This window comes from Vibrio sp. TRT 17S01 (genome assembly GCF_050113695.1).
In the GTDB taxonomy this organism is placed as follows: domain Bacteria; phylum Pseudomonadota; class Gammaproteobacteria; order Enterobacterales; family Vibrionaceae; genus Vibrio.
In genome coordinates this window covers 189,500-209,575 of the sequence record NZ_JBNJOG010000001.1, presented here as the reverse complement: position 1 = coordinate 209,575, position 20,076 = coordinate 189,500, and the positions used below count along the sequence as shown (strand labels likewise).

The window sequence follows — 20,076 nt, the reverse complement described above, 5'->3', positions numbered from 1 at the left end:
CGATGTTTTCGAACTTCACCTCCCCGTTTAAGTTGCGTCGAAAAGGCATCATGGGTATGAACCAACGTAACCACAGTTACATTGGTCGATACAATGATCGCTCTAAGTACCCATTGGTGGACGATAAGTTAAAAACCAAAATCATTGCAGAACAAGCCGGTTGTACGGTGCCAAAACTGATTGGTGTAATTCATAACCAAGCTGAAGTAAAAAGCATTCACAACATGGTGAAAAACTGGCCGGGCTTTGTTATTAAGCCCGCTCAAGGCAGTGGTGGTAAAGGCATCTTAGTCATTACCTCTCATAAAGATGGCGTCTATACCAAGCCATCTGGCTCGACCATTAACCAAGAAGACGTTGAACGCCATATCAGTAACGCATTGGCTGGCCTGTTCTCTCTTGGTGGTAAAAATGACGTTGCCGTGGTCGAAAACCTCATCAAATTCGATGATTGCTTTGAAGGTTTCAGTTATGAAGGGGTGCCTGATGTACGTATTATCGTATTTAAAGGCTACCCAGTGATGGCAATGATGCGTTGCTCAACTTCTGCCTCTGACGGCAAAGCGAACTTGCACCAAGGCGCTGTTGGCGTTGGTATTGACATTGCTACTGGTCGAGCCATTCGCGCGGTGCAATTTGACCAACCGATCGCGAATCACCCAGATACCGATAAAGATTTATCCACCCTTCAAGTCCCACACTGGGAGCGCCTATTAACGCTCGCAGCGAGTGCGTGGGAAATGACAGGTCTTGGCTATATGGGTACGGATATGGTGCTGGATAAAGAAGAAGGGCCAATGGTGCTTGAACTGAATGCACGTCCCGGTTTAGCCATTCAGATAGCAAATGGCGCAGGTTTGCTACCAAGGCTGCACCATATTGAAAACCTTGGTACTCCGGCTGAATATCCTAAAGCGCATGAACGCGTGGCTTACGCCATGAAACAGTTTGGCTCTACGCCCGATTTTTAGTCACTCATTTTCAGGTCTCAAATAAAAATCCCTCGATTTAGTCGAGGGATTTTTTGTTTGTTGCTTTATGAAAACATCGAAAGTTCAAAATGGGGCATTGTTTCATTTAATGCTGTTAAAGTAGGCCCTTCACCTTTAATCAACCACAAAGGTAAAAACGGAGAGTCAAAGCCAACGGTTTCTCCTCGCTGAAGATAAATCACACGCAGAAATGCCAATATATGAATGTGCAACATGGCATAAGTGTTATTTAGTGTGTCCGACTCAGGGCCTGTCTCCTCGCCCGACTGCGGTGCAATTTCACTAAAATAGTCATAGTTAGCCTGCATGGCAGCTTGAGTAATTTCCTCAAGCGTTTCCTGCTGTACTCCCCAGTGGTAACCTATCAGCTGAAACAGGGGTATTTCCATAAACCAAGCATAGGTTTCCGCCAGCTCAGTATCTATTGCTGATATTGCTCCGGGTTGCGCCAACGCATTGCAGCGATTAAACACATCACTTTTAATTTGCTTGTCTTTTTCTCGAGCGAAAAACACTTTAAACAGCTCAACAAATTCAACCGTTGTGGTCACTGTTGATATAGCGCCCACATTGAGGAAATTATTTGTTGGGTAAGCCAGTAGATCCGTTTGTGCATCTTTATCCCCCACCAGCTCCGCAAGACAAAGCGCATTAAGCCAAAGAGCATCACGAGTGTAGTGTGACTTACTCTCCCCTACAGGGCGGCGAGTTTGACCAAACAACTCAAACGTAATTTCCTTGCCGGGCATACGCTCCATATTAAAATGAGCTCGACCGCCTCTTTAAGCAACCATTTAACCTGCCAATGGGCACATCCAAAAATCTCACATTGCACGGCATAACCGACTAATTCATCGGCAATCAAGTACATAATATGAGGATATCGTTCTGGGTTTAATACATTAAAAGACTCAATACAACGATTCACCTGATTAACGAGATCCTGTGGCCGCCCTTCCAGCGCATCGTACTCCACCAGTCGAGCAGGGAAATAATGTTGAGAAAATCGTACATCGATATACCTCTATTTTATATCGTAAGTTTTTTATTACAGAGCCACTTAAGCCTTCGTGATAACTTAAGTTTTTACACAACTAAATAAGATCAATAGGTAAATAATCAGACTCAAAGTCTAGCGAATAGCCATACTTTTCTTTGGCGTACTTAGTGGCTGTTAGTAACGGAAATGCGATATAACCACTCGGGTTGTTGCTGAAATCTTCACTGTGAGTCCACCACTCTTTATGCATCTCTAGAGCGCGTTTCATCGCTGCTCGAAAAGCTATTTCATCTTGGTTATGAATCGCTTTCATCACATCAAAAAAGCCCAAAGTAATTGTGATGCCACATAAAGCTGATTCATCAAGTAAGATTGCTCACTTAAAAACTCTATTTGCCCTTTCGCCAGCATACCCATTAGAAAATTCAGATCCTGATATCGCCCAGAAACAATGGTTAAAAAGATCAACTTAATCCAATTAGTACTTTCTATAACGTTAACCTCTTTACCTTTCCCTTGGACATAAAAATCACGCCCTTGGTAATGATAATGAATTGTTTCATCCTTAGGTGCAGTTAGCTCTCTATACCGGAGCAAGGCATATTCTTGTGCCTTTTGCAGGTGCTGATAAATTGCGTCCCGCGACACTGAAGGTAAGTGGTGGCCGATACACAGCAGTTTAAAATGTTTTTCGAAACCTGATTTGAAACTATAAAATTCTCCTGTCGTATCTTCCAAGCTATACTGGTTGACTTTGTAATAGTTTGATAACGTTACTTTATACAACCGCTCTTCTCCGGATAAATTTGCGATATGCGTAGCTATGTTTTTTTTATCTCGATTCAAATTAATACCCTTGATACTGCATGCGATGCATCTTAGTTCGTACGATAAGACCACTCTACAGTCTGCGATTAACAAGGCAAATGGTTGATTGATAAATTTATAACACCCATCAATTTACAAAAATATACCTGATATCAAGAGGAACTAGCGGGCTTATTGAGGATAAAAAAATCCCCGAACCAATGTCGGGGATCCATTTCACTCTCTCAATGTAAACGCAGCTTACAACTCTTCAGCCAGTTCTTGTTCTGGATCCTCTTGTCCTGATGAAAAGGCGGGCTTTTCTTCCTGACCAAAGCCACGTAGCCCCACCACGTGAACGTGTTCATGATCTTTAAAGACCTTACGAACCAATTTGTAGGTGGTGCCCTTCTCTGGGCTGATGTTTTCTGGTGCTGCAATCAGCAATTGCATGTCCAGACGATCACACAGCTCAAACAGGGTTGAGATCGACTTCGCATCCAGACGTGCCGCCTCATCAAGGAACAGTAAACGACATGGAACAATGTCTTTGCTGCGTAAGCGACGAGATTCTTCTTCCCAGCTTTGAACTACCATCAACAGGATTGACTGACCGGTACCAATCGCTTCACCAGTAGACAGTGCGCCAGACTCCGCTTGCAGCCAACCATCAGAACCACGGTTAACTTCAATACTTAGCTCAAGGTAGTTACGGTAATCCAACAGCTCTTCACCCAATACCTGAGGCGAACGCTGACCCATATCAATATGTGGGTTCACACGTTGAAACAGCTTGGCCATCGCTTCAGAGAAGGTATAACGCGCTGATTCAAACAAGTCTTTATGCTGTTCTTGTTGAGTCGCTAAACCATTCAGCAGTACTTCGTGGCTTTCGCGTACTTTCACATTCAAACGCACACCTTTCACCTGACCAAAGGCAATGTTCGACAAGCCTTGGTTCAGCATTCGGATACGGTTTTGCTCACGCTGGATGGTTTTCTTGATGATGCTCGCCACAGATTCAGAGCTGATTGCTAAGCGATTTTCACGCTGAGTCAACTCTTCCGTCAAACGTGCCAGCTCAACTTCCATCTCTTCAATCGCTTCGACCGGATCATCGGTGCGAATAATATCCTGACGGATACGTTCGCGAAGGTGTTGATAAACCGCAATATAGAACAGAACTTTACGCTCCGGATGCACATTATCTTCAGACAGACGAAGTGCATCGCGCAGGTCATCATTGTCAGCCACAGCCAGACGCAACGCACCTAATGATTTATCCGACATAGAACGTAGCTCACCCGCCGACATGTACGCTAGTTCACGTTTATGCAGGCGACGCTCAACATCGTTTTCGCGCGCAAGGCGAAGTACTGAACACCAGCCAGCTTTGGCAGCGACAACGAATGTCCGCAGTTCAATGTACTCTTTTTGTACTTTTTTCAGACGTTTCGCCACGCCTTTCATTTCGAGCTCTGTCGAGGTAATAGTGCGTTCGTATTCACTCTTACGTCCTCGAGACGTATGTAAGCGCTCATGCAGCTCATCGCGGCGACGAATTGCACGCTCTTGTGCGCCTTCATCCGCTGTCACACCAAATTCTTGCAGCTCTTGCTTAAATTCCTGAACAGTTTCAAGTTTCGCCTGATGAGAACTCTTCAATGATGCCAACACCTGATTGTATTGGTTCATCTGACTTTGTGCTTGCTTCAGCTCGTCACGCGTACGAGTTCGCATACGTTCAGCTTCCACCAACTTCGCTTTCAACTGCTCACTGAGTTCGCTGCTTTGGTTAAGCAAATCAACAGAATCTGAATACGCAAAGTAATGACGACGTTCCACCAAATCAGAAAGCGCAAAAATTTGTTTCTTCAACTCTTGTAAGTTGATATCAGCCGCTTTGTATTCGGCCTCTAGCGCATCGAACTGCTCTGGGTCCGCTTCTAAAGCAGAGGCGATCTTCTCCAGCTCTGCAATCGCTTTGCCGCGACTGGTTAAGAACACTTTGGCTTCTGACAACTGGTTAATTTTCTCTTCCAGCTCATCAAAGCGCGCTTGCAATGAATCGTCTTCAATTAGGTTAATGCTTGACGCCAGTTTATCGAGTGCAGAAAGCGCCTGTTTGCTATTAAGCAGTTGGCTACGTTGTTGCTGCTCTTTTGCATCCAAATCAGCCAAGGTACGAGAAAGCTGGTTGCGCTTATCACGCAACGTTTGCAATGCTTTTTCTGGGTCAGCTTCAAACGCAACCTGAATGTGTTTCGCCACGAAACTGTTGAACGCTTGGTACAAACGCTGAAGTTTTTGAGAGTCAAATGCGGCTTTTGCATGTTCCTCAACCACTTTTTCACGCTCATTACGTAACAACTCAAGACGCTGTTCACGTGCTGCACGGCCAAACAATGGGATCTCAGGGAAACGCGAGTAACGCATTTGGCGATCGTTCATGCGAACACAAACCGCCCCTTCCAACTCTTCTGCGTCGAATGAGCTGTCATCAAAGGCGTCAATATCACCTTCAATGATGTAGAGATCATCTGGACAGTCGTCTAGCTCAACCAGTTTCTCTTCAATGCCAGATAAGTCTGAAACCACAATCGCATGACGTGCTGGGCCGTACATCGCACTGAAATATGGCGCATCGTCGATGGTAATGTCGTCATAAATTTCAGACAGCAGTACACCACCTAACGTATCGGCTAACCCTTTAAGGCGCGGATCATTTGAACCACCCGGTGAAGCCAGACGTTCAATTTCGCCCTCTAAATGAGTACGGCGCTCGGCAAGCTTGTCTTTTGCCAGAGATTGCTCTTTCTCTTGCTCCAACACCACTTGCATCTGTGACATGACTGCTTGACTGTCATACAGGTCCGCACCACTTTGTTCTTTTAACGCTTCTAGTGCGTCATTGGCGGCAATCCATGTTGGCGCAATTGCTTCAAGCTTATTGATTTCAGCTCTTGCATCTTGCTCCAGACGGCGCTGCTCACTGCGTTGTTCACGCAGCTCTTCTTGCGCAACTTCAAGCGATTCAATTTGCATCGCATGACGTTCACGTTCTTGTTCAAACGTCACTTCATCGTTCAATTCAATCTGAAATTGCTTTTGATACGCCGCAGCTGACTCTTTTGCCAAACGCTGTTGATTCAGGCTACGCTCAACATCACGGTGTTGGGCACGCCATTGCTGCTCATTTTGCACCACTTGATTTGCATCACGCGCCTTCAAAATCGCAGACTGAGCGTGGCTTGAGGCCTCTTTGCGTTCAATATCACCAACAATGCTCTTCACCAGTTTAAGTGCGGTATCGAACTGTTGAGCCGCCGCTGAGGACATATCAAGCTTATGTTTCACTGCAAGGAGCTTATTGGTGTTCTCTGTTTCCCGACTTTTCAGATCAGACACCAATGCTTGCGCAGCCTCTGCCGTGAGGTTCTCTTTACCCAGTAATTGCTTCGCTTTCTCTAACGCTTGGACGGCTTGTTGGTACTGCAGTGCTCGCGTTTGTTGTACGTCTAGCGCTTGCTGATAATCGGCAAGTTGCGTTTTCAGGCTATCCACTTCTTCTTCCGCAACTGTGGATTGCTCTTCCGCCATCATCACGCGTTCTTTCGCTTCTTCGACTACCATCATCTGCTCTTCAAGGCGCTCATTGAGCTCTTCAAGATCTTCCTGATAACGGGCAATTTTTTCTTGCTGACGCAGCGCATTTTGCACCAATTGAAGGTGGTCAGACGCAGATTGGTAATCTTGCTCTAGTGCCGCTTCCGACTCAATCAGCAACTCGAGTTCTTCTTGTACCCGGTTAAGCAGATTATTTTGCTCAACCAAAGTCTCACGCGAACCAAATAGCTCACCACGAAGAGCCAATGTTTGCTCTAACTTGTTACGACGGTCATTAGCATGACGCATATAGTCTGCCGCAACATAGTTGGTGGATTCCGTGATCAGGTGTTTGAATAGATCGCGGTCAGCCTGTGTGGTTTTGATCGCTTCCAGTGTCATGCGGTTTTCACGCAGCGCAGATTCCATATCTTGGAATGCTTTCTTCACCCCGCCATTTTGTGGCAATAAGTAGTCACGGAGTGAACGCGTGATCGCGCTGGAAATACCACCATAAAGGGAGGCTTCAATAAGACGGTAGAACTTAGAACGGTCGCTGGAATTACGCAGCTTCTTAGGGATCACCCCGAGCTCAAACATTTGCGCGTGGTAGTCAACAATCGAGCTAAATGCCTTAAACTGCACACCTTCATATTGCGCAACTGCATCTTTCACTTCGTTGATCTGACGAACGCGCGCTTGGGTGTCCGAGACATTCTCAATGAGTACATCAGTCGGCTTAACATGGCTCGGTAGGCCTTGAATCACGAAAGGTTTGATGTCGACTTTTTTATCTCGACCTGCTACCTGTTGTAGCTTAACCGCGAATAACAAACGTTGTTTGCGTGAGTTCACCACATCCAAAGAGGCATAACACGCTCCCGGTTGAAGCTTACCGTATAGGCCTTTATCTCGAGATGATTGGCTACTGCCCGCTTCCGTTGTGTTACGGAAGTGAAGTAAGGTTTGATCTGGGATCAGCGCCGTGATAAATGCCGCCATCGTGGTCGATTTACCCGCGCCGTTACCACCAGAGAGTGTGGTAACTAATTCATCAATATCAAAAGTACGAGCAAAGAAGCCGTTCCAGTTGACCATGGTCAGCGATTGATATTTACCTCTTTCAATCATGCTTCACCCTCTAATTCTGCTTGCTCGTTGTCATTGTTCTCATCGTCTTCAGATAGCAGGCTACCTTGACTTGGCTCTTTCGTGTGCACCACTGCTTCACCGTCACGGATCAGACGAAGCTGAGCTTCACGCATGTCATCACCAACGCGTACATCAGCACCAAAACGGAACACTGACTCACTGATGCTGAATTTGCCTGTTTCACCAATATTGATGATCATACCCAGACGGCGCAGACGTCTAAGAGACGTACGTACTTTTTCAAACAGTTTTTCTTTGTCGAGATCAGAGCCTGTTGCACGGTTAGTCACCAGCTTCATCAGTTTCTTTTCATCCGCCAGAGCCAAAAGCTCTTCGTACAGTTCTTGGTTGGTAAAGATCCCCTCATGAGCCAAACGTTCTGGGCTTAAGTAAAGGAAACACAGAACTTTACCCACCAGCATATCCAATTCGGATAAAACACTGCGGCCAATCAACGATGTAGAACGGGGGCGCAAATAGAAGAAACCTTCTGGTGCTTTGACTAGCTCCGTGTTGTATCGCTGATAAAAAGACGCCAGTTCAACCTCAAAATCAGACAATAACGCATGGTTATCGAGATCTTCACTTGAGATATGACGCCCAGCACGCAGCATACTGTCCAGTGCAGGGAAAAGAGGGTTTGAAATTGCTTTTGCCAGATTCTCTGACATGTATTCATTAGTATCGGTCGATGACATTTGCTTGTACCTTTGCACCATATTCGTTGATCGCCTGCCAATCTGGCTGGATAGCGTTGTAATCTGACTCGGAGTAACCCAGTCGAACCGCTTGATCAATCACGATACGTGCTAAATCGAAGTGATGAGTGCGTGGGTGCTGCGCAAGATAATCACGCAATACCAGACCAAGATCGATTGGCGTGCCCTGCTCTTTATGAACACGCAGCATATCGCCAATACGTTCTGACAACTCATCATTGACCTGTTGGAACTCTTCATATTCAACTTCAAGAGGAATATGGCCCGTCACTTCGTCGTCACGAAGCACAAGAGCTTCATCACGGAGATCGGTGAGACGCTCAGCATCTGCGTAAGTCAGATACCAAGGCATATCGAAGTAATCTTTGACAGACTGACGCAAACGAGAGCTGAACGCGCGGTTTTTATCCATATCAATTGCAGTACGGATAAACTTATGCACGTGGCGGTCGTAACCAATCCACAAATCAATCGCTTGTTGACCCCAACTGGTGATTCTGTCGAGCTTCATCTGCAAGCCAAACAGGGTTTCTTCAATGAACTCTAACTCATCATCACCGTATACAATTTCCTGTATGTCTAGGATTTGAGTTTGTAGTTCATCCCCTGCTGCTTGAAGCGTATCTTGCAGTTCACGAAGCGTCGTGGACGTTTCGGTTAACAGTGCTTCACAGTTGTTGATGGCATCGCGCCAGTCTTTATTTAGCAGTTCTGCAATTTGCTCTTTAACTGAGCGCTGTTGCTCGTCCATGACGCGTTGGTTAAGGTCTATTTGATCAAAGATCTCACCAACAGAATACTTTAGTACGCCATAAACGTTTTTCTTCCAATGCCCCGGTGTGCCACCTTTTTGTGCGGCTTCAATGGCTTTCGCCATTTCATCTGCCACCATTGACAACTGAATCGACAGCTTGAGTTTTGAAAACTCACGATGGCGCACATAGTAATCAGTAATCCCAATTGCCAGCGGTGACAATCGATAGATACTTGCACCATCAGTCACTTCACTGGTGAAGCGACTGATAAGACGTTGTTTCACCATTTCGTTAATGGCGTTATTCGCACGAAATGCAGAAGCTTCCCCGGTGTCCTCAAATAGTCGAGTGACAATGGTAAAGGCGTCGTGTAACTCCCCTTCACCCAGCTCCTCATCAAACCTTTCGTTGCTCAAAACAGCAATGGCAATTAGAAATGCCAGCCGTTCAGTGGTTAGGCTCAATGAGAAGTCATGCTGTTTAACCCAGCCAACTAATTCATCGATGGGTTGTTCAGCAGCGTTTTGAGTCATCTCACTCATTGTTATTCCTGCTTATTTTTCTTTTTTGGCCCATACATGAATGTATCGACCCAATGAGAGGTATGGCTCTTGTCGACATAATTTTTGTTCGAGTGCCAGTACATCTTCAAACTGGTAATCCCCCATATACTCCATATTTCCTATATAGTCAGCAAAACAGCGGATCCCAGATTTACCACAGATTTCAAAACCAGCATCTTCAATCCATTGATAAACATCGGCTGGAATTAAGCCTTTCTGTGGCTGTAATTTAAATCGTTTCCGGTGTGGCATGCCATCAAGCACATGCGGTAGGTTGCCACACACTACATTTTTATAGACTAAGCCATGGTGGTTATAGAACATCACTGATGCAATACCACCGGGCTTAACCTGCTCTAAAACTTTTTGCAACGCCGTATGCGGGTCAGCTAACCACTCCATCACAGCGTGGAACATCACAAGTTCAACCGGCTCTTCCATATGTTCGGAGATCGATTGGACTGGCGAATGAATCAGGCGATACTGCTCAAGCACGCCATTTTTTGCAATATCTTGCTTGGCAAGCTGCAGCATTTCAAAAGATAGATCACATAACGTGATTTGATGTCCGAGCTTAGCAAGCTTTTGCGACATTTGTGCCAAGCCACCTCCCGCATCTAATACGGAAATTGAGCTATTCTCAGCGTTAAGTTCAGAGAGAATTTGCTGAAGATCTTGCCAAACAATCACTTGGCGCACCTCACCTTTCCCTGAACCGTAAATATTTTTTGCAAATTTGTGGGCAATATCGTCGAAATTGCGATCTTCAGTCACAGCAGCTTGGGGTATCATAACTAATCGTGCTGCTATTCTGTCACAAGGAAAGCAGGAATAAAGAGGCTTTCTCTTAAATTTATAATCAATTGATGTTTTTTCGGACTATTTAAGTATGTTTGAGCTGAAAAAAATGGTTTCATCCTTGCTCATGCCATTACCTGCGATGCTTTTCATCGGTTTCGCTGGCTTAATGCTGATCATGTTTACACGTAAACAGAAAACTGGGTGTTTCATTGTATTATTTTCATTCATTGGGCTCTTTTTGATCGCATTCCAACCTGTGTCTTCACGCCTTCTTATGCCTTTGGAGCGCCAATATTCTGCATTTTTCCCTGTCGATGAATCGATCGACTACGTCATGGTACTAGGCAGTGGTCATGTGGTGGACGATAAAATCCCGCCCACATCTGAACTCAGCCGCGCTGGGTTAATGCGTTTGAGCGAGGGAATCCGTATTTTACGTATGTACCCTGGCGCAAAATTGATCTTGTCTGGCTATGCTGGAGGCTCAGAAGTCAGTAATGCTCGCATGATGGCAAAAGTAGCCTTAGCCTTAGGTGTATCTAAATCTGATATTATCTTACTGGAAACGGCAAAAGATACCTGGGAGGAAGCAAGACAAGCTGCAGCCTTTGTTCAACGCAAAAAGCTGGTTGTTGTCACTTCAGCTAGCCATATGAATCGCGCTTTGAATGAATTTCACTCCGCGGGTCTAACGCCTTACCCTGCTCCAACTAACTATCTAGCACAAAGTAATGTCTCTCAGTTTTGGGAAAAATATGCGCCTAAAGCACGTTATTTAGAGCAAACAGAGCGCTATTGGCATGAAACGCTTGGAACTATCTGGCAAACACTTCGCGATTGGGCTTCTGATTACGAAGAAAAAGCGCTGGAATCTTCTCAAAGTAACGTTTAATCCATAGATTAAAAAACAAAAAGCCGAAGCAAATGCTTCGGCTTTTTATATTATTTGATTCATACCTTGGTATTAATCACCAGCAAACATGTAACCTTCACCATGAACGGTAACGAAAATTTGTGGGTTCTTCGGATCAAACTCCATCTTCGCACGCATACGGCGGATCAGAACATCAATCGTACGGTCATTTGGTGCATCAACACGGTGACTGATCATATTCAAAATACGTTCGCGACTAAGGACTTGGTTAGGGTACGAAGACAGTGCGACAAGTAATTCGTATTCTGCTTTGGTTAATTTGACGGGTTCGCCATTTCGGCTCAGAGCTCGACGCTGAATATCAAACGTCCACTCTCCAAAACGCACCACATTTTCATCTTGCTTCTTCGCGTCATCTCGCTCAGAGCCATTTCGAGCATTAGATATACGCCATAATAGGTTCTTCACTCGAACCAATAGCTCACGCAGCTCAAAAGGTTTTGTTACGTAGTCGTCTGCACCCATTTCGAGGCCAACGATTTTATCAATGCTATCCGTGCGTCCTGTCACCAGGATAATCCCAATATCAGACTGACTGCGAAGCTCACGAGTAAGCATCAGACCATCTTCTCCTGGAAGATTAATGTCTAACATAACTAGGTCAATTTCATTGGCCTGTAGCATCTCGCGCATTTTTTCACCACTATCAGCCTCGCTGACAGAGTAACCTTCATTCTGAAAGTAGCCTGCCAGTTTACTGCGAGTGACCGCATCATCTTCAACTACTAGTACGTGATAGCTCATCTACACTACTCATATTGTATATGGAATTATTTGCCGTTATATTCTATTCATAATTCGTAACATATCTAGCTTTTATCATTCTAAAATCAAGAAAGGTGATTTTTTCTTGATTCAGAACAAATGTCGACCAACGGTTCATATTTTCGAATAATTGGGCTTTATTTGTCACAACACATATTACCGCTATTCATTTTTATTCGTTAAACTAACTATATACCGATACTAGGAGTCGCGCATAATGCAAGAAATCAAGGCGTTTAATGAAAAGCGAGCAGAAATATACTGGTGGCTATCAAGTGTGTTTGCTAGAGAGCTAACAGAAACAGATATTGAACAATATCATTCACCAGAAATTCGCGCTTTTTTGACTGGATTGGGCGAAAACGAAAGCTTAAAAACCGCGTCAGACAAGTTGATTGACGCTCTAAACCGCTTAATGGATCGCGAAGATGCACAGTTAGAATTAGCGGCAGACTTTTGTGACATTTTCTTGAAGTCGGATAAGGATTCCGCCCTACCATATGCATCTATGTACGTGGGTAAATCCGGTCTTTTAAATGATGAGCCAGCTAAAGAAATGCAAACCATCATGGAGCAGCACGGCATTGCTATCGATAAAAACCTAAATGAACCTGCTGACCATATTGCTATTGAACTCGACTTTCTCGGCAACCTGATCATTCGTTCTAATGAGCTTGAACAAGAGCGCCACATGGAAGAAGCACTTGCAGAACAAGAGCAATTTATTAAGAAACACATTCTAAATTGGACACCTCAATTTAGTGATAAGTGTCAGTCTTTGGACGAATTTGGTTTTTACGCTGCGATTAGCCAACTAACCATTGCATTTCTTGAGTTAGATTGCGTTTATTTAGCTGGTAACTAATCAAGTCAGCTTTATGGTTAGTTAAATTGTGATTTAAGCACGAGCTTAATTGCTATTTTTATTTGCCAGTGAGAATTTGGCGGTCTAAAATCGAGACCGCAAACGATAAAAACGAATAATGTAAAATACAAACCGCTCTTTAAAAGCGGTTTTTGTGTTTCTGATACTTTCTGCCAAATTATTCTAAAATCAGAATAGAGATTTGTGGCAGTCATCGACAGGACAAACCTATGGCCACTATAAAAGATGTAGCTCGCCTTGCTGGCGTATCTACCACCACCGTTTCTCATGTGATCAACAAAACTCGATTTGTTGCTGAAGCGACTCAAGAAAAAGTGATGGAAGCCGTCAAGGAGCTAAACTACGCTCCGAGTGCGGTTGCTCGTAGCTTAAAATGCAACACGACTCGCACGATCGGTATGCTTGTTACCCAATCTACAAACCTGTTTTTCTCAGAAGTGATTGATGGCGTAGAAAGTTACTGCTATCGCCAAGGTTATACACTTATCCTGTGTAATACAGGTGGTATTTACGAAAAACAACGAGATTACATTCGTATGCTTGCGGAAAAGCGCGTAGATGGCATCTTGGTGATGTGTTCTGACCTAACAGAAGAACTGAGTGAAATGCTCGATCGTCACGCTGACATCCCAAAAGTAGTGATGGATTGGGGCCCAGAAAGCTCGCAAGCTGATAAGATCATCGACAATTCTGAAGAAGGTGGCTACCTTGCCACGAAATATCTGATTAACCACGGGCACACAGATATTGCTTGTCTCAGTGGCCATTTTGAAAAAGCTGCCTGCCAAGAACGTATTCTAGGCTACAAACGCGCGATGAAAGAAGCCAATTTAGCCGTCAATGAAGACTGGATCCTTGAAGGTAACTTTGAGTGTGACACTGCGGTATTGGCTGCGGATAAAATTGTCGCCATGGACAAGAAACCAACTGCAATATTCTGCTTTAATGACACTATGGCATTAGGCTTAATGAGCCGCCTTCAACAGAAAGGAATCCGCATTCCTGAAGATATGTCTGTTATTGGCTATGACAATATTGAACTTGCAGAGTATTTCTCGCCACCACTCACAACCGTTCACCAACCAAAGCGCCGTGTTGGTAAAAACGCGTTCGAAATATTACTGGAACGAATCAAAGACAAAGAACATGAAAAACGTGTTTTTGAGATGCATCCCGAAATTGTCGAGCGAAATACTGTTAAAAAAATCAATAGCTAGTAACTTTGTACTGTTCGGTATCGGCTTTTTCTGCCAACCAAACACAACAAACAAGTAAATATCTGAATTAAGATCACATTTAGACCATCAGAGTGTGATACTTACCTCAAATATTATTTATTCTTTAGTGGAATAAATTAAGCCACGCACAGGGCAAACCAATCCGAAAGGATGGGACGCAAAGCCTCCGGCCTACACAGGAAACTGCAAGGTAGCGGGGTTGCCGATGGCAAAAATGCAAACTGTTAACTCCTTACTGACAATACATCTGCATTATTTTGCTAATCTCTCGGACCTGCATTGGTGGCGTATAACTATACACCGAGAATTTACAGCATGGATAAACCAGTACTAAAAGACTCAATGCGACTCTTTGAACAACTAGGGCGCATAAAATCTCGTTCAATGTTTGGTGGCTTTGGAGTTTTCGCAGACAGCACTATGTTCGCATTGGTGGTAAACGATAAGTTACACATCAGAGCAGACGAGCAGTCCGCGGAAATGTTTAAATCTCAAGGGTTAGAGCCTTATGTTTATAAAAAACGCGGCTTCCCGGTTGTCACTAAATACTTCGCTATGCCAGAAGCATGGTATGACGATAAAGAACGTATTATCTCTCTAGCTCAAAAAGCGCTAGTCGTTGCAAAACAAGAGAAAACAACTCAAGCGAAGGCTAAACCTGAACGCTTAAAAGATCTTCCTAACCTAAGACTTGCTACAGAGCGCATGCTCAAAAAAGCAGGTATTGATTCAGTCGAGAATTTGGAAGAGAAAGGCGCAGTAGAAGCGTTTAAAGCGATTCAGCAGACTCATTCCTCAGATGTCAGCATTGAACTGCTGTGGGCTTTGGAAGGAGCAATTAAAGGCACTCATTGGTCGGTGATCCCTCAAAACCGACGTGAAGAATTAATGAGTAGCTTGAAGTAACTCTATATTGACCAATAAAAACCAGCGCTCGTCGCTGGTTTTTTATTATTTGAAATTTTTTGCCCCTCTCCCTGTTCTAATAGCTTAGTACTACCATTTAAAACTAAATGCTATTGTTACTTTTTTATGTTTCTTTTTTTGTTAATTGAGCCAATTGGTCATGGGAGCTATCTGTATGAATAAAAAACTCATTCTTGGTGTATTACTGGTTGTGACCATCATATTTCTGGCAATGAATTTCGGCCAACATCTCACACTCGAAAACGCAAAAGCTCAGCAGCTTGAACTAGCAAACTTTATTGAAAACAATTTCTTCATTGCAGCAACAACCTATTTCTTTGCCTATGTTGCCATCACTGCCTTTTCTATTCCTGGAGCGGCAGTGGTGACATTGCTTGGCGCCGCTTTATTTGGGTTTTGGACTAGTTTACTGCTTGTCTCATTTGCCAGCACGATCGGTGCGACGCTCGCCTTTTTGAGTAGCCGCTTCTTATTACGAGAGTGGGTGCAAAGTAAGTTTGGTGATAAGTTGACTGCAATTAACAATGGGGTTGAAAAAGACGGGGCATTCTACCTATTCTCTCTACGTTTAATTCCAGTTTTTCCTTTTTTCCTCATAAACCTACTAATGGGGTTAACACCAATCACAACGTTGCGATTTTATTTGGTAAGCCAACTTGGCATGCTCCCAGGAACGGCCGTCTACCTTAATGCAGGTACACAGCTTGCGCAAATTGAAAGCCTATCCGGTATTGTTTCTCCATCAGTCTTAGTTTCTTTTGCTCTGCTTGGCTTATTCCCAGTCATTGCTAAATGGATCATGGCGAAAATTCGCGTCTCACCTTCAGCGGAGAATGGAAAAGCGTAGTGAAAATCTACATTGCCAAAAACCCAACCGAAGCTCACATTCTGTGTGAGCTTTTAAAAACTCAGAATGTCTCTTGTGAGGTTAGAGGAGAAGGTATCTTTAGCTTGCAAGGCGAATTACCTATATCACCAGAGACCAATGCCTATATATGGTTACTTGCCCCATCCAAACACACTTTAGCTCTATCAATTATTGAGGAGTACGAAGCGCAGAGAAACAGCAATGCACCTAGCTGGTATTGCCACCTGTGCGGGGAGGAGAATGAATCACAATTTGGTTTATGTTGGAACTGTGGAGCGTTACCGGAAAGTCATTGAGCTACAATTTGCTTTTGAATAAAGGCAATGGAGTGATTGTTAAATTCGTCAGAGCGCTCAACATTACATACATGACCACAATCGGGAATCTCAAGTAAATGGCTTTCTTGATGCACCGCAACCATCTCTTTTACGGGTTGAATAAACATATAATCCCGTTCTCCCATCAGATATAACGTCGGGATGGGAAGCTCTCTATCTTTAAAGTAACGCATAAGCGGGTTCACTTCAGCCGTCAGAATAAACCAGCGTTTAAATTCCTTTTGGCATAATTTCTTGGCTTCCCGGATAAATAAATGGCGTGACTCTTTCTGAGTTCTTTGTGGCATGACGATATAAGCAAATAAGCTGTATAGCCACATATAAGGCACGATGTGTTTAAATAGGTTCCCTAACTTAACCAACACTTGAGATCGAGTATTCAGCCTTGTGACCGCCCCCCCTAACACCATCGACTGTACCCTGTCAGTAGCAAGCTCTGCCAAGTTTCGAACAATGATGGTTCCCAAAGACATACCAACAAAATGAGCGGACTGTATCTTTAAGTGATCAAGAACGCGGAGAATATCCATTGTCACGGCTTTAAACGTGTATTGATTAGACATCAACCCTTTAAGCAACTCGTTAGATTTTCCATGCCCTCGTAAGTCAACCAATAAAAGATTGAAGTGAGCTTTATATGCTTTGATCTGTTTATACCAGATAGACGAACTCCCCCCTGCTCCATGGACAAAGACAACCCATTCAGAGCTAGTTGGATGAAGAAACGTTTTATGAAATAGCAAACTATCTGACATATCTTTTCGAATAATTTAGGTTTAACAAATTCGAGTTTCGAAGAATATCACAGAACATGACTGAATATATTCAGCTTAAGTCAATTCCTTACAATTGTTCGGGAAAGGGCGTAACAAAATGTCAAAAGGCGCCAATGCGCCTTTCATTTTCTCAATTCTGAGTCGATTGATATAACTTCAAGTACTCATTTGCAGCATTATTCCAGCAAAAGTCTTGTTGCATAGCAAAGCATTGAGTTCGTTGAATTTCTTGTGGCGATTGTAAATAGAGTAAAAATGTTCGTTGAAGTTTGGCCAATAAAGCCTCAGGTTCAGGCTTATGAAAAACGAATCCGGTTGCCTTAGTATTATCTTCATCGTAGTCCGTGACGCTATCTTTTAGCCCGCCGACGGAGCGAACGATAGGTAACGTACCATAAGCCATACTGTACATTTGATTCAAACCACAAGGTTCGAATTCTGAAGGCATAATGAAGAAATCGGCTCCCGCCTCCACCAAATGAGCGAGCTCATTGTCGTACGCATTTACAAAAACAAAGTTATCCGAAAACTCTTCTGCAATATGTTCAAGCTGATAAGCAAAGACAGGATCACCAGTCCCTACAACCACAAGTTGTAAATTATTGCGTAAAAACTCTTTTAAAACGGGCATAAAATAATGCACGCCTTTTTGATGAGTCAATCGGCAAACCATGCCATAAACCGCAACGTCTTTTTCAGGTAAATTAACCCGTTGCTGTAAAGCACGCTTACACGCCTTCTTCCCTTGGAGCATACTCTTAAGATCACCATGGTAATTTACCGGGATAATAGGGTCATGCCGCGGATCCCAAGCAGAATAATCACACCCGTTTAGAATGCCGACTAAATCTTCTGCTCTAGAGAGAAACTCTTCCCCCATCCCATGGCTTCCCAGATCCGTTTTGAGTTCTTCGGCATAGCGTGGGCTTACCGCATTCACTTTATCAGCACACATCACACCGGCTTTGAGCATGGAAATGTGTGAGCCACTCACCTGTGCTTCCGGTGCAAATCGTGTGTGGAATTCAGGAATACACTGAACCTCTTCGAAAGGAAACTGCCCTTTAAATACAGCATTGTGAACGGAAAGGATAGTTTTGATAGAGGAATAAAAAGGCGTCGAGTGATAACGATGCTTTAATAAATATGGGATCAGCCCGGTATGCCAGTCGTTGACATGGATAATATTTGGTAAAAAGTCGAGCTTAGGAAGCATATCCAAACAAGCAGCGCTAAAAAAAGCAAAACGCTCTCCATTGTCCTTATAAGCTTGGTTTTGTTCCGCATACATTTCTTGGCGGTCAAAATACTCCGGACACTCTACTGCATACGCCATGACACCAGCGACTTCTGTTTGCCGCACTTTATATTGAGTATGAGGCCAAGTATCGAGTCGCGTATCAAGCAAGACTTTACATTGCTTAATACCAGTAATTTGCCCATACGCAGGTAAAGCAATACGAATATTTTGATCAAGCTTAGAAAGTGCTTCTGGCAGTGCTTTGGCCACATCGGCCAAACCACCACTCTTAATCAAGCCTTCAACTTCTGATGCAACAAACAAAATAGAGAATGTATCAGTAGCCAATTCTTGCTCCTTTAGGGATAACGACAATGCCTTCTTCTGATACATGATAAAGCTTACGATCTTGCTGCAAGTTCACGCCAATCTCAGTACCAGGTGCAATATCCACATCCTTATCAATAATCACACGACGTAAAACGCAACCTTCGCCAATTTTTACATCACCGAGCAGGATACTTTCACTAATATCGCAAGCAGAAGCAACATTTGTTCGAAAGCCTAGCACTGATTTTTCGATACGAGAGCCGCGGATATAGCTCCCATTACACACCAAACTGTCAATGATTTGTACCCGACCATTAACAGAGTCAGAAAAAGTAGCCGGTGGTAGAGGTGGGTGATAGGTGTGCATTGGCCACTTACGGTTATACAGTGAAAATGGCGCGTCTTTTTCCAGTAAATCCATATGCGCTTGCCAGTAGGCGTCAATGGTGCCCACATCACGCCAATAGACGTTATCTTTTTCACCTGGAATTTGGTTGTTACTAAAGTCATATACAAAGACGTCGCCACGAGGATACATTTTAGGGATGATATCTTTGCCAAAGTCGTGGGAAGATTCAGGGTTGTCCGCATCCTCAATTAACTCACCAAACAAAGCTTGTGCTTCAAAGATGTAATTCCCCATTGAGACGAGAGAATGTGCAGGATCTCCTGGAATGGCTTTCGGTGATTCAGGCTTTTCGGCGAAGCCAATCATTTTCCCCTCTTCATCGACTTCAATCACTCCAAATTGAGACGCTTCTTCGAGTGGCACTCTTAACGCCGAAACTGTTAGAGACGCTTGTTTTTGCTTATGAAACTCAAGCATCTGTTTGATGTCCATCTTATAAATATGATCGGAACCAAAAATACACACCTGATCAGGTTCTGCCAACTCCATAAAACCAAGGTTTTGATAAATGGCGTCCGCGGTACCTTCATACCATCGTTTACCTGTGCGCATTTGAGCTGGAATAGGGTCAATAAAACGATCGGTAATACCATTGATATTCCACCCTTTTTTAAGGTGGTGGAATAAAGATTGCGATTTAAATTGGGTGAGTACATAAACTCTCATGAGATCTGCATTAACAAAATTGTTTAGTGCAAAATCGATTAAACGATAGCTTCCACCAAAGGGAACCGAGGGTTTACTGCGACTCTCCGTCAGGGGACGTAAACGAGAGCCCTCTCCACCAGCCAGAATCATGCCTAAAACGCCAGCCATTACTATCTCTCCTTTTATTGTTTGGCTTATTGATATCTACATATCGAGATACCTTTCCCCTTTTACGCCAACTCACGAGTCCATGTTATTGCAAGTCACCATACTTCGGCAGCAAACCGACAGCATAACAATGCGCAAAAGGTTTACTATAAAG

At 43.8% G+C, this 20,076-nt stretch carries 18 protein-coding genes and 1 riboswitch; of the genes, 7 read left to right on the top strand and 11 right to left on the bottom strand.

Annotation, left to right across the window (positions count from 1 at the left end):
* Positions 1-2 precede the first annotated feature (2 nt).
* Positions 3-971 (top strand): alpha-L-glutamate ligase-like protein, encoded by a 969-nt coding sequence (locus tag ACQEXS_RS00910; protein WP_367988618.1) that lies wholly within the window; start codon positions 3-5, stop codon positions 969-971.
* Positions 972-1,036: 65 nt separating this feature from the next.
* Here the strand turns inward: ACQEXS_RS00910 and ACQEXS_RS00905 are convergent, their stop codons facing one another.
* The 7 genes from ACQEXS_RS00905 to cmoM all read right to left on the bottom strand — a co-directional run bounded on the left by ACQEXS_RS00905 (position 1,037) and on the right by cmoM (position 10,368).
* Positions 1,037-1,741 carry an Imm49 family immunity protein gene (locus ACQEXS_RS00905; protein WP_427012499.1) on the bottom strand — a complete coding sequence of 235 codons (705 nt, stop codon included), beginning with the start codon at positions 1,739-1,741 and terminating at the stop codon, positions 1,037-1,039.
* Between the two features lie 345 nt (positions 1,742-2,086).
* Positions 2,087-2,305, bottom strand: a complete 219-nt coding sequence (locus ACQEXS_RS00900) for an Imm49 family immunity protein (protein ID WP_427012815.1) — start codon at positions 2,303-2,305, stop codon at positions 2,087-2,089.
* Positions 2,305-2,838, bottom strand: a complete 534-nt coding sequence (locus tag ACQEXS_RS00895) for a hypothetical protein (RefSeq protein ID WP_427012498.1) — start codon at positions 2,836-2,838, stop codon at positions 2,305-2,307. The genes ACQEXS_RS00900 and ACQEXS_RS00895 overlap by 1 nt, the downstream gene beginning before the upstream one ends.
* Positions 2,839-3,060: 222 nt before the next feature.
* A complete protein-coding gene (mukB, locus tag ACQEXS_RS00890) occupies positions 3,061-7,536 on the bottom strand; it encodes a chromosome partition protein MukB (protein WP_427012497.1) in 4,476 nt (1,491 codons plus the stop codon).
* Positions 7,533-8,255: a chromosome partition protein MukE gene (gene mukE / locus ACQEXS_RS00885; RefSeq protein ID WP_367988614.1), complete on the bottom strand. Its 723-nt coding sequence runs from the start codon at positions 8,253-8,255 to the stop codon at positions 7,533-7,535. The genes mukB and mukE overlap by 4 nt, the downstream gene beginning before the upstream one ends.
* On the bottom strand, positions 8,236-9,573 hold the full coding sequence (mukF, locus tag ACQEXS_RS00880) for a chromosome partition protein MukF (RefSeq protein ID WP_367988613.1): 1,338 nt from the start codon (positions 9,571-9,573) through the stop codon (positions 8,236-8,238). Before mukF ends, mukE begins: the two co-directional genes overlap by 20 nt.
* Before the next feature lie 12 nt (positions 9,574-9,585).
* Complete coding sequence (gene cmoM / locus ACQEXS_RS00875) at positions 9,586-10,368, bottom strand: tRNA uridine 5-oxyacetic acid(34) methyltransferase CmoM (RefSeq protein ID WP_427010988.1); 783 nt, start codon at positions 10,366-10,368, stop codon at positions 9,586-9,588.
* Positions 10,369-10,483: 115 nt separating this feature from the next.
* On the opposite strand from cmoM, the gene elyC reads away from it, so the two are divergent.
* A complete protein-coding gene (elyC, locus tag ACQEXS_RS00870) occupies positions 10,484-11,287 on the top strand; it encodes an envelope biogenesis factor ElyC (RefSeq protein WP_427010918.1) in 804 nt (267 codons plus the stop codon).
* Between the two features lie 72 nt (positions 11,288-11,359).
* On the opposite strand, the gene torR is transcribed toward elyC, so the two are convergent.
* On the bottom strand, positions 11,360-12,073 hold the full coding sequence (gene torR, locus ACQEXS_RS00865) for a two-component system response regulator TorR (protein WP_367988611.1): 714 nt from the start codon (positions 12,071-12,073) through the stop codon (positions 11,360-11,362).
* Between the two features lie 238 nt (positions 12,074-12,311).
* Here torR and torD point away from each other — a divergent pair, with 238 nt between their 5' ends.
* The 5 genes from torD to ACQEXS_RS00840 all read left to right on the top strand — a co-directional run bounded on the left by torD (position 12,312) and on the right by ACQEXS_RS00840 (position 16,309).
* Positions 12,312-12,959: a molecular chaperone TorD gene (gene torD, locus ACQEXS_RS00860; protein WP_427010919.1), complete on the top strand. Its 648-nt coding sequence runs from the start codon at positions 12,312-12,314 to the stop codon at positions 12,957-12,959.
* 230 nt (positions 12,960-13,189) lie between these two features.
* Entirely contained in the window at positions 13,190-14,197 is a 1,008-nt protein-coding gene (purR, locus tag ACQEXS_RS00855) for an HTH-type transcriptional repressor PurR (RefSeq protein WP_427010920.1), read from the top strand.
* Positions 14,198-14,339: 142 nt separating this feature from the next.
* A riboswitch (cyclic di-GMP riboswitch) is annotated at positions 14,340-14,425 on the top strand.
* A gap of 108 nt (positions 14,426-14,533) precedes the next feature.
* Entirely contained in the window at positions 14,534-15,124 is a 591-nt protein-coding gene (locus ACQEXS_RS00850) for a TfoX/Sxy family DNA transformation protein (protein ID WP_367988608.1), read from the top strand.
* Between the two features lie 175 nt (positions 15,125-15,299).
* Positions 15,300-15,992: a TVP38/TMEM64 family protein gene (locus tag ACQEXS_RS00845; protein ID WP_427010921.1), complete on the top strand. Its 693-nt coding sequence runs from the start codon at positions 15,300-15,302 to the stop codon at positions 15,990-15,992.
* A complete protein-coding gene (locus ACQEXS_RS00840) occupies positions 15,992-16,309 on the top strand; it encodes a DUF2007 domain-containing protein (protein ID WP_367988606.1) in 318 nt (105 codons plus the stop codon). Before ACQEXS_RS00845 ends, ACQEXS_RS00840 begins: the two co-directional genes overlap by 1 nt.
* Here ACQEXS_RS00840 and ACQEXS_RS00835 read toward each other — a convergent pair.
* The 3 genes from ACQEXS_RS00835 to glgC all read right to left on the bottom strand — a co-directional run bounded on the left by ACQEXS_RS00835 (position 16,303) and on the right by glgC (position 19,922).
* Positions 16,303-17,106, bottom strand: coding sequence for an alpha/beta fold hydrolase (locus ACQEXS_RS00835; protein ID WP_367988605.1), 804 nt, complete (start codon positions 17,104-17,106; stop codon positions 16,303-16,305). The two genes, ACQEXS_RS00840 and ACQEXS_RS00835, sit on opposite strands and share 7 nt — an antisense overlap.
* A 151-nt stretch (positions 17,107-17,257) precedes the next feature.
* The gene (gene glgA / locus ACQEXS_RS00830; protein ID WP_427012496.1) at positions 17,258-18,715 is read right to left on the bottom strand and encodes a glycogen synthase GlgA; all 1,458 of its coding nucleotides are present in this window, start codon (positions 18,713-18,715) and stop codon (positions 17,258-17,260) included.
* On the bottom strand, positions 18,705-19,922 hold the full coding sequence (glgC, locus tag ACQEXS_RS00825; RefSeq protein ID WP_427012495.1) for a glucose-1-phosphate adenylyltransferase: 1,218 nt from the start codon (positions 19,920-19,922) through the stop codon (positions 18,705-18,707). The genes glgA and glgC overlap by 11 nt, the downstream gene beginning before the upstream one ends.
* Positions 19,923-20,076 lie beyond the last annotated feature (154 nt).

What these genes read in the sequence shown, in the direction of transcription:
- ACQEXS_RS00910 (WP_367988618.1), top strand. Translation starts at nt 3, where the DNA reads ATGTTTTCGAACTTCACCTCCCCGTTTAAGTTGCGTCGAAAAGGCATC.
- elyC (WP_427010918.1), top strand. Translation starts at nt 10,484, where the DNA reads ATGTTTGAGCTGAAAAAAATGGTTTCATCCTTGCTCATGCCATTACCT.
- ACQEXS_RS00900 (WP_427012815.1), bottom strand. Translation starts at nt 2,305, where the DNA reads ATGAAAGCGATTCATAACCAAGATGAAATAGCTTTTCGAGCAGCGATG.
- ACQEXS_RS00845 (WP_427010921.1), top strand. Translation starts at nt 15,300, where the DNA reads ATGAATAAAAAACTCATTCTTGGTGTATTACTGGTTGTGACCATCATA.
- glgC (WP_427012495.1), bottom strand. Translation starts at nt 19,922, where the DNA reads ATGGCTGGCGTTTTAGGCATGATTCTGGCTGGTGGAGAGGGCTCTCGT.
- ACQEXS_RS00905 (WP_427012499.1), bottom strand. Translation starts at nt 1,741, where the DNA reads ATGCCCGGCAAGGAAATTACGTTTGAGTTGTTTGGTCAAACTCGCCGC.
- mukE (WP_367988614.1), bottom strand. Translation starts at nt 8,255, where the DNA reads ATGTCATCGACCGATACTAATGAATACATGTCAGAGAATCTGGCAAAA.
- ACQEXS_RS00850 (WP_367988608.1), top strand. Translation starts at nt 14,534, where the DNA reads ATGGATAAACCAGTACTAAAAGACTCAATGCGACTCTTTGAACAACTA.
- purR (WP_427010920.1), top strand. Translation starts at nt 13,190, where the DNA reads ATGGCCACTATAAAAGATGTAGCTCGCCTTGCTGGCGTATCTACCACC.
- mukF (WP_367988613.1), bottom strand. Translation starts at nt 9,573, where the DNA reads ATGAGTGAGATGACTCAAAACGCTGCTGAACAACCCATCGATGAATTA.
- mukB (WP_427012497.1), bottom strand. Translation starts at nt 7,536, where the DNA reads ATGATTGAAAGAGGTAAATATCAATCGCTGACCATGGTCAACTGGAAC.
- ACQEXS_RS00835 (WP_367988605.1), bottom strand. Translation starts at nt 17,106, where the DNA reads ATGTCAGATAGTTTGCTATTTCATAAAACGTTTCTTCATCCAACTAGC.
- torR (WP_367988611.1), bottom strand. Translation starts at nt 12,073, where the DNA reads ATGAGCTATCACGTACTAGTAGTTGAAGATGATGCGGTCACTCGCAGT.
- torD (WP_427010919.1), top strand. Translation starts at nt 12,312, where the DNA reads ATGCAAGAAATCAAGGCGTTTAATGAAAAGCGAGCAGAAATATACTGG.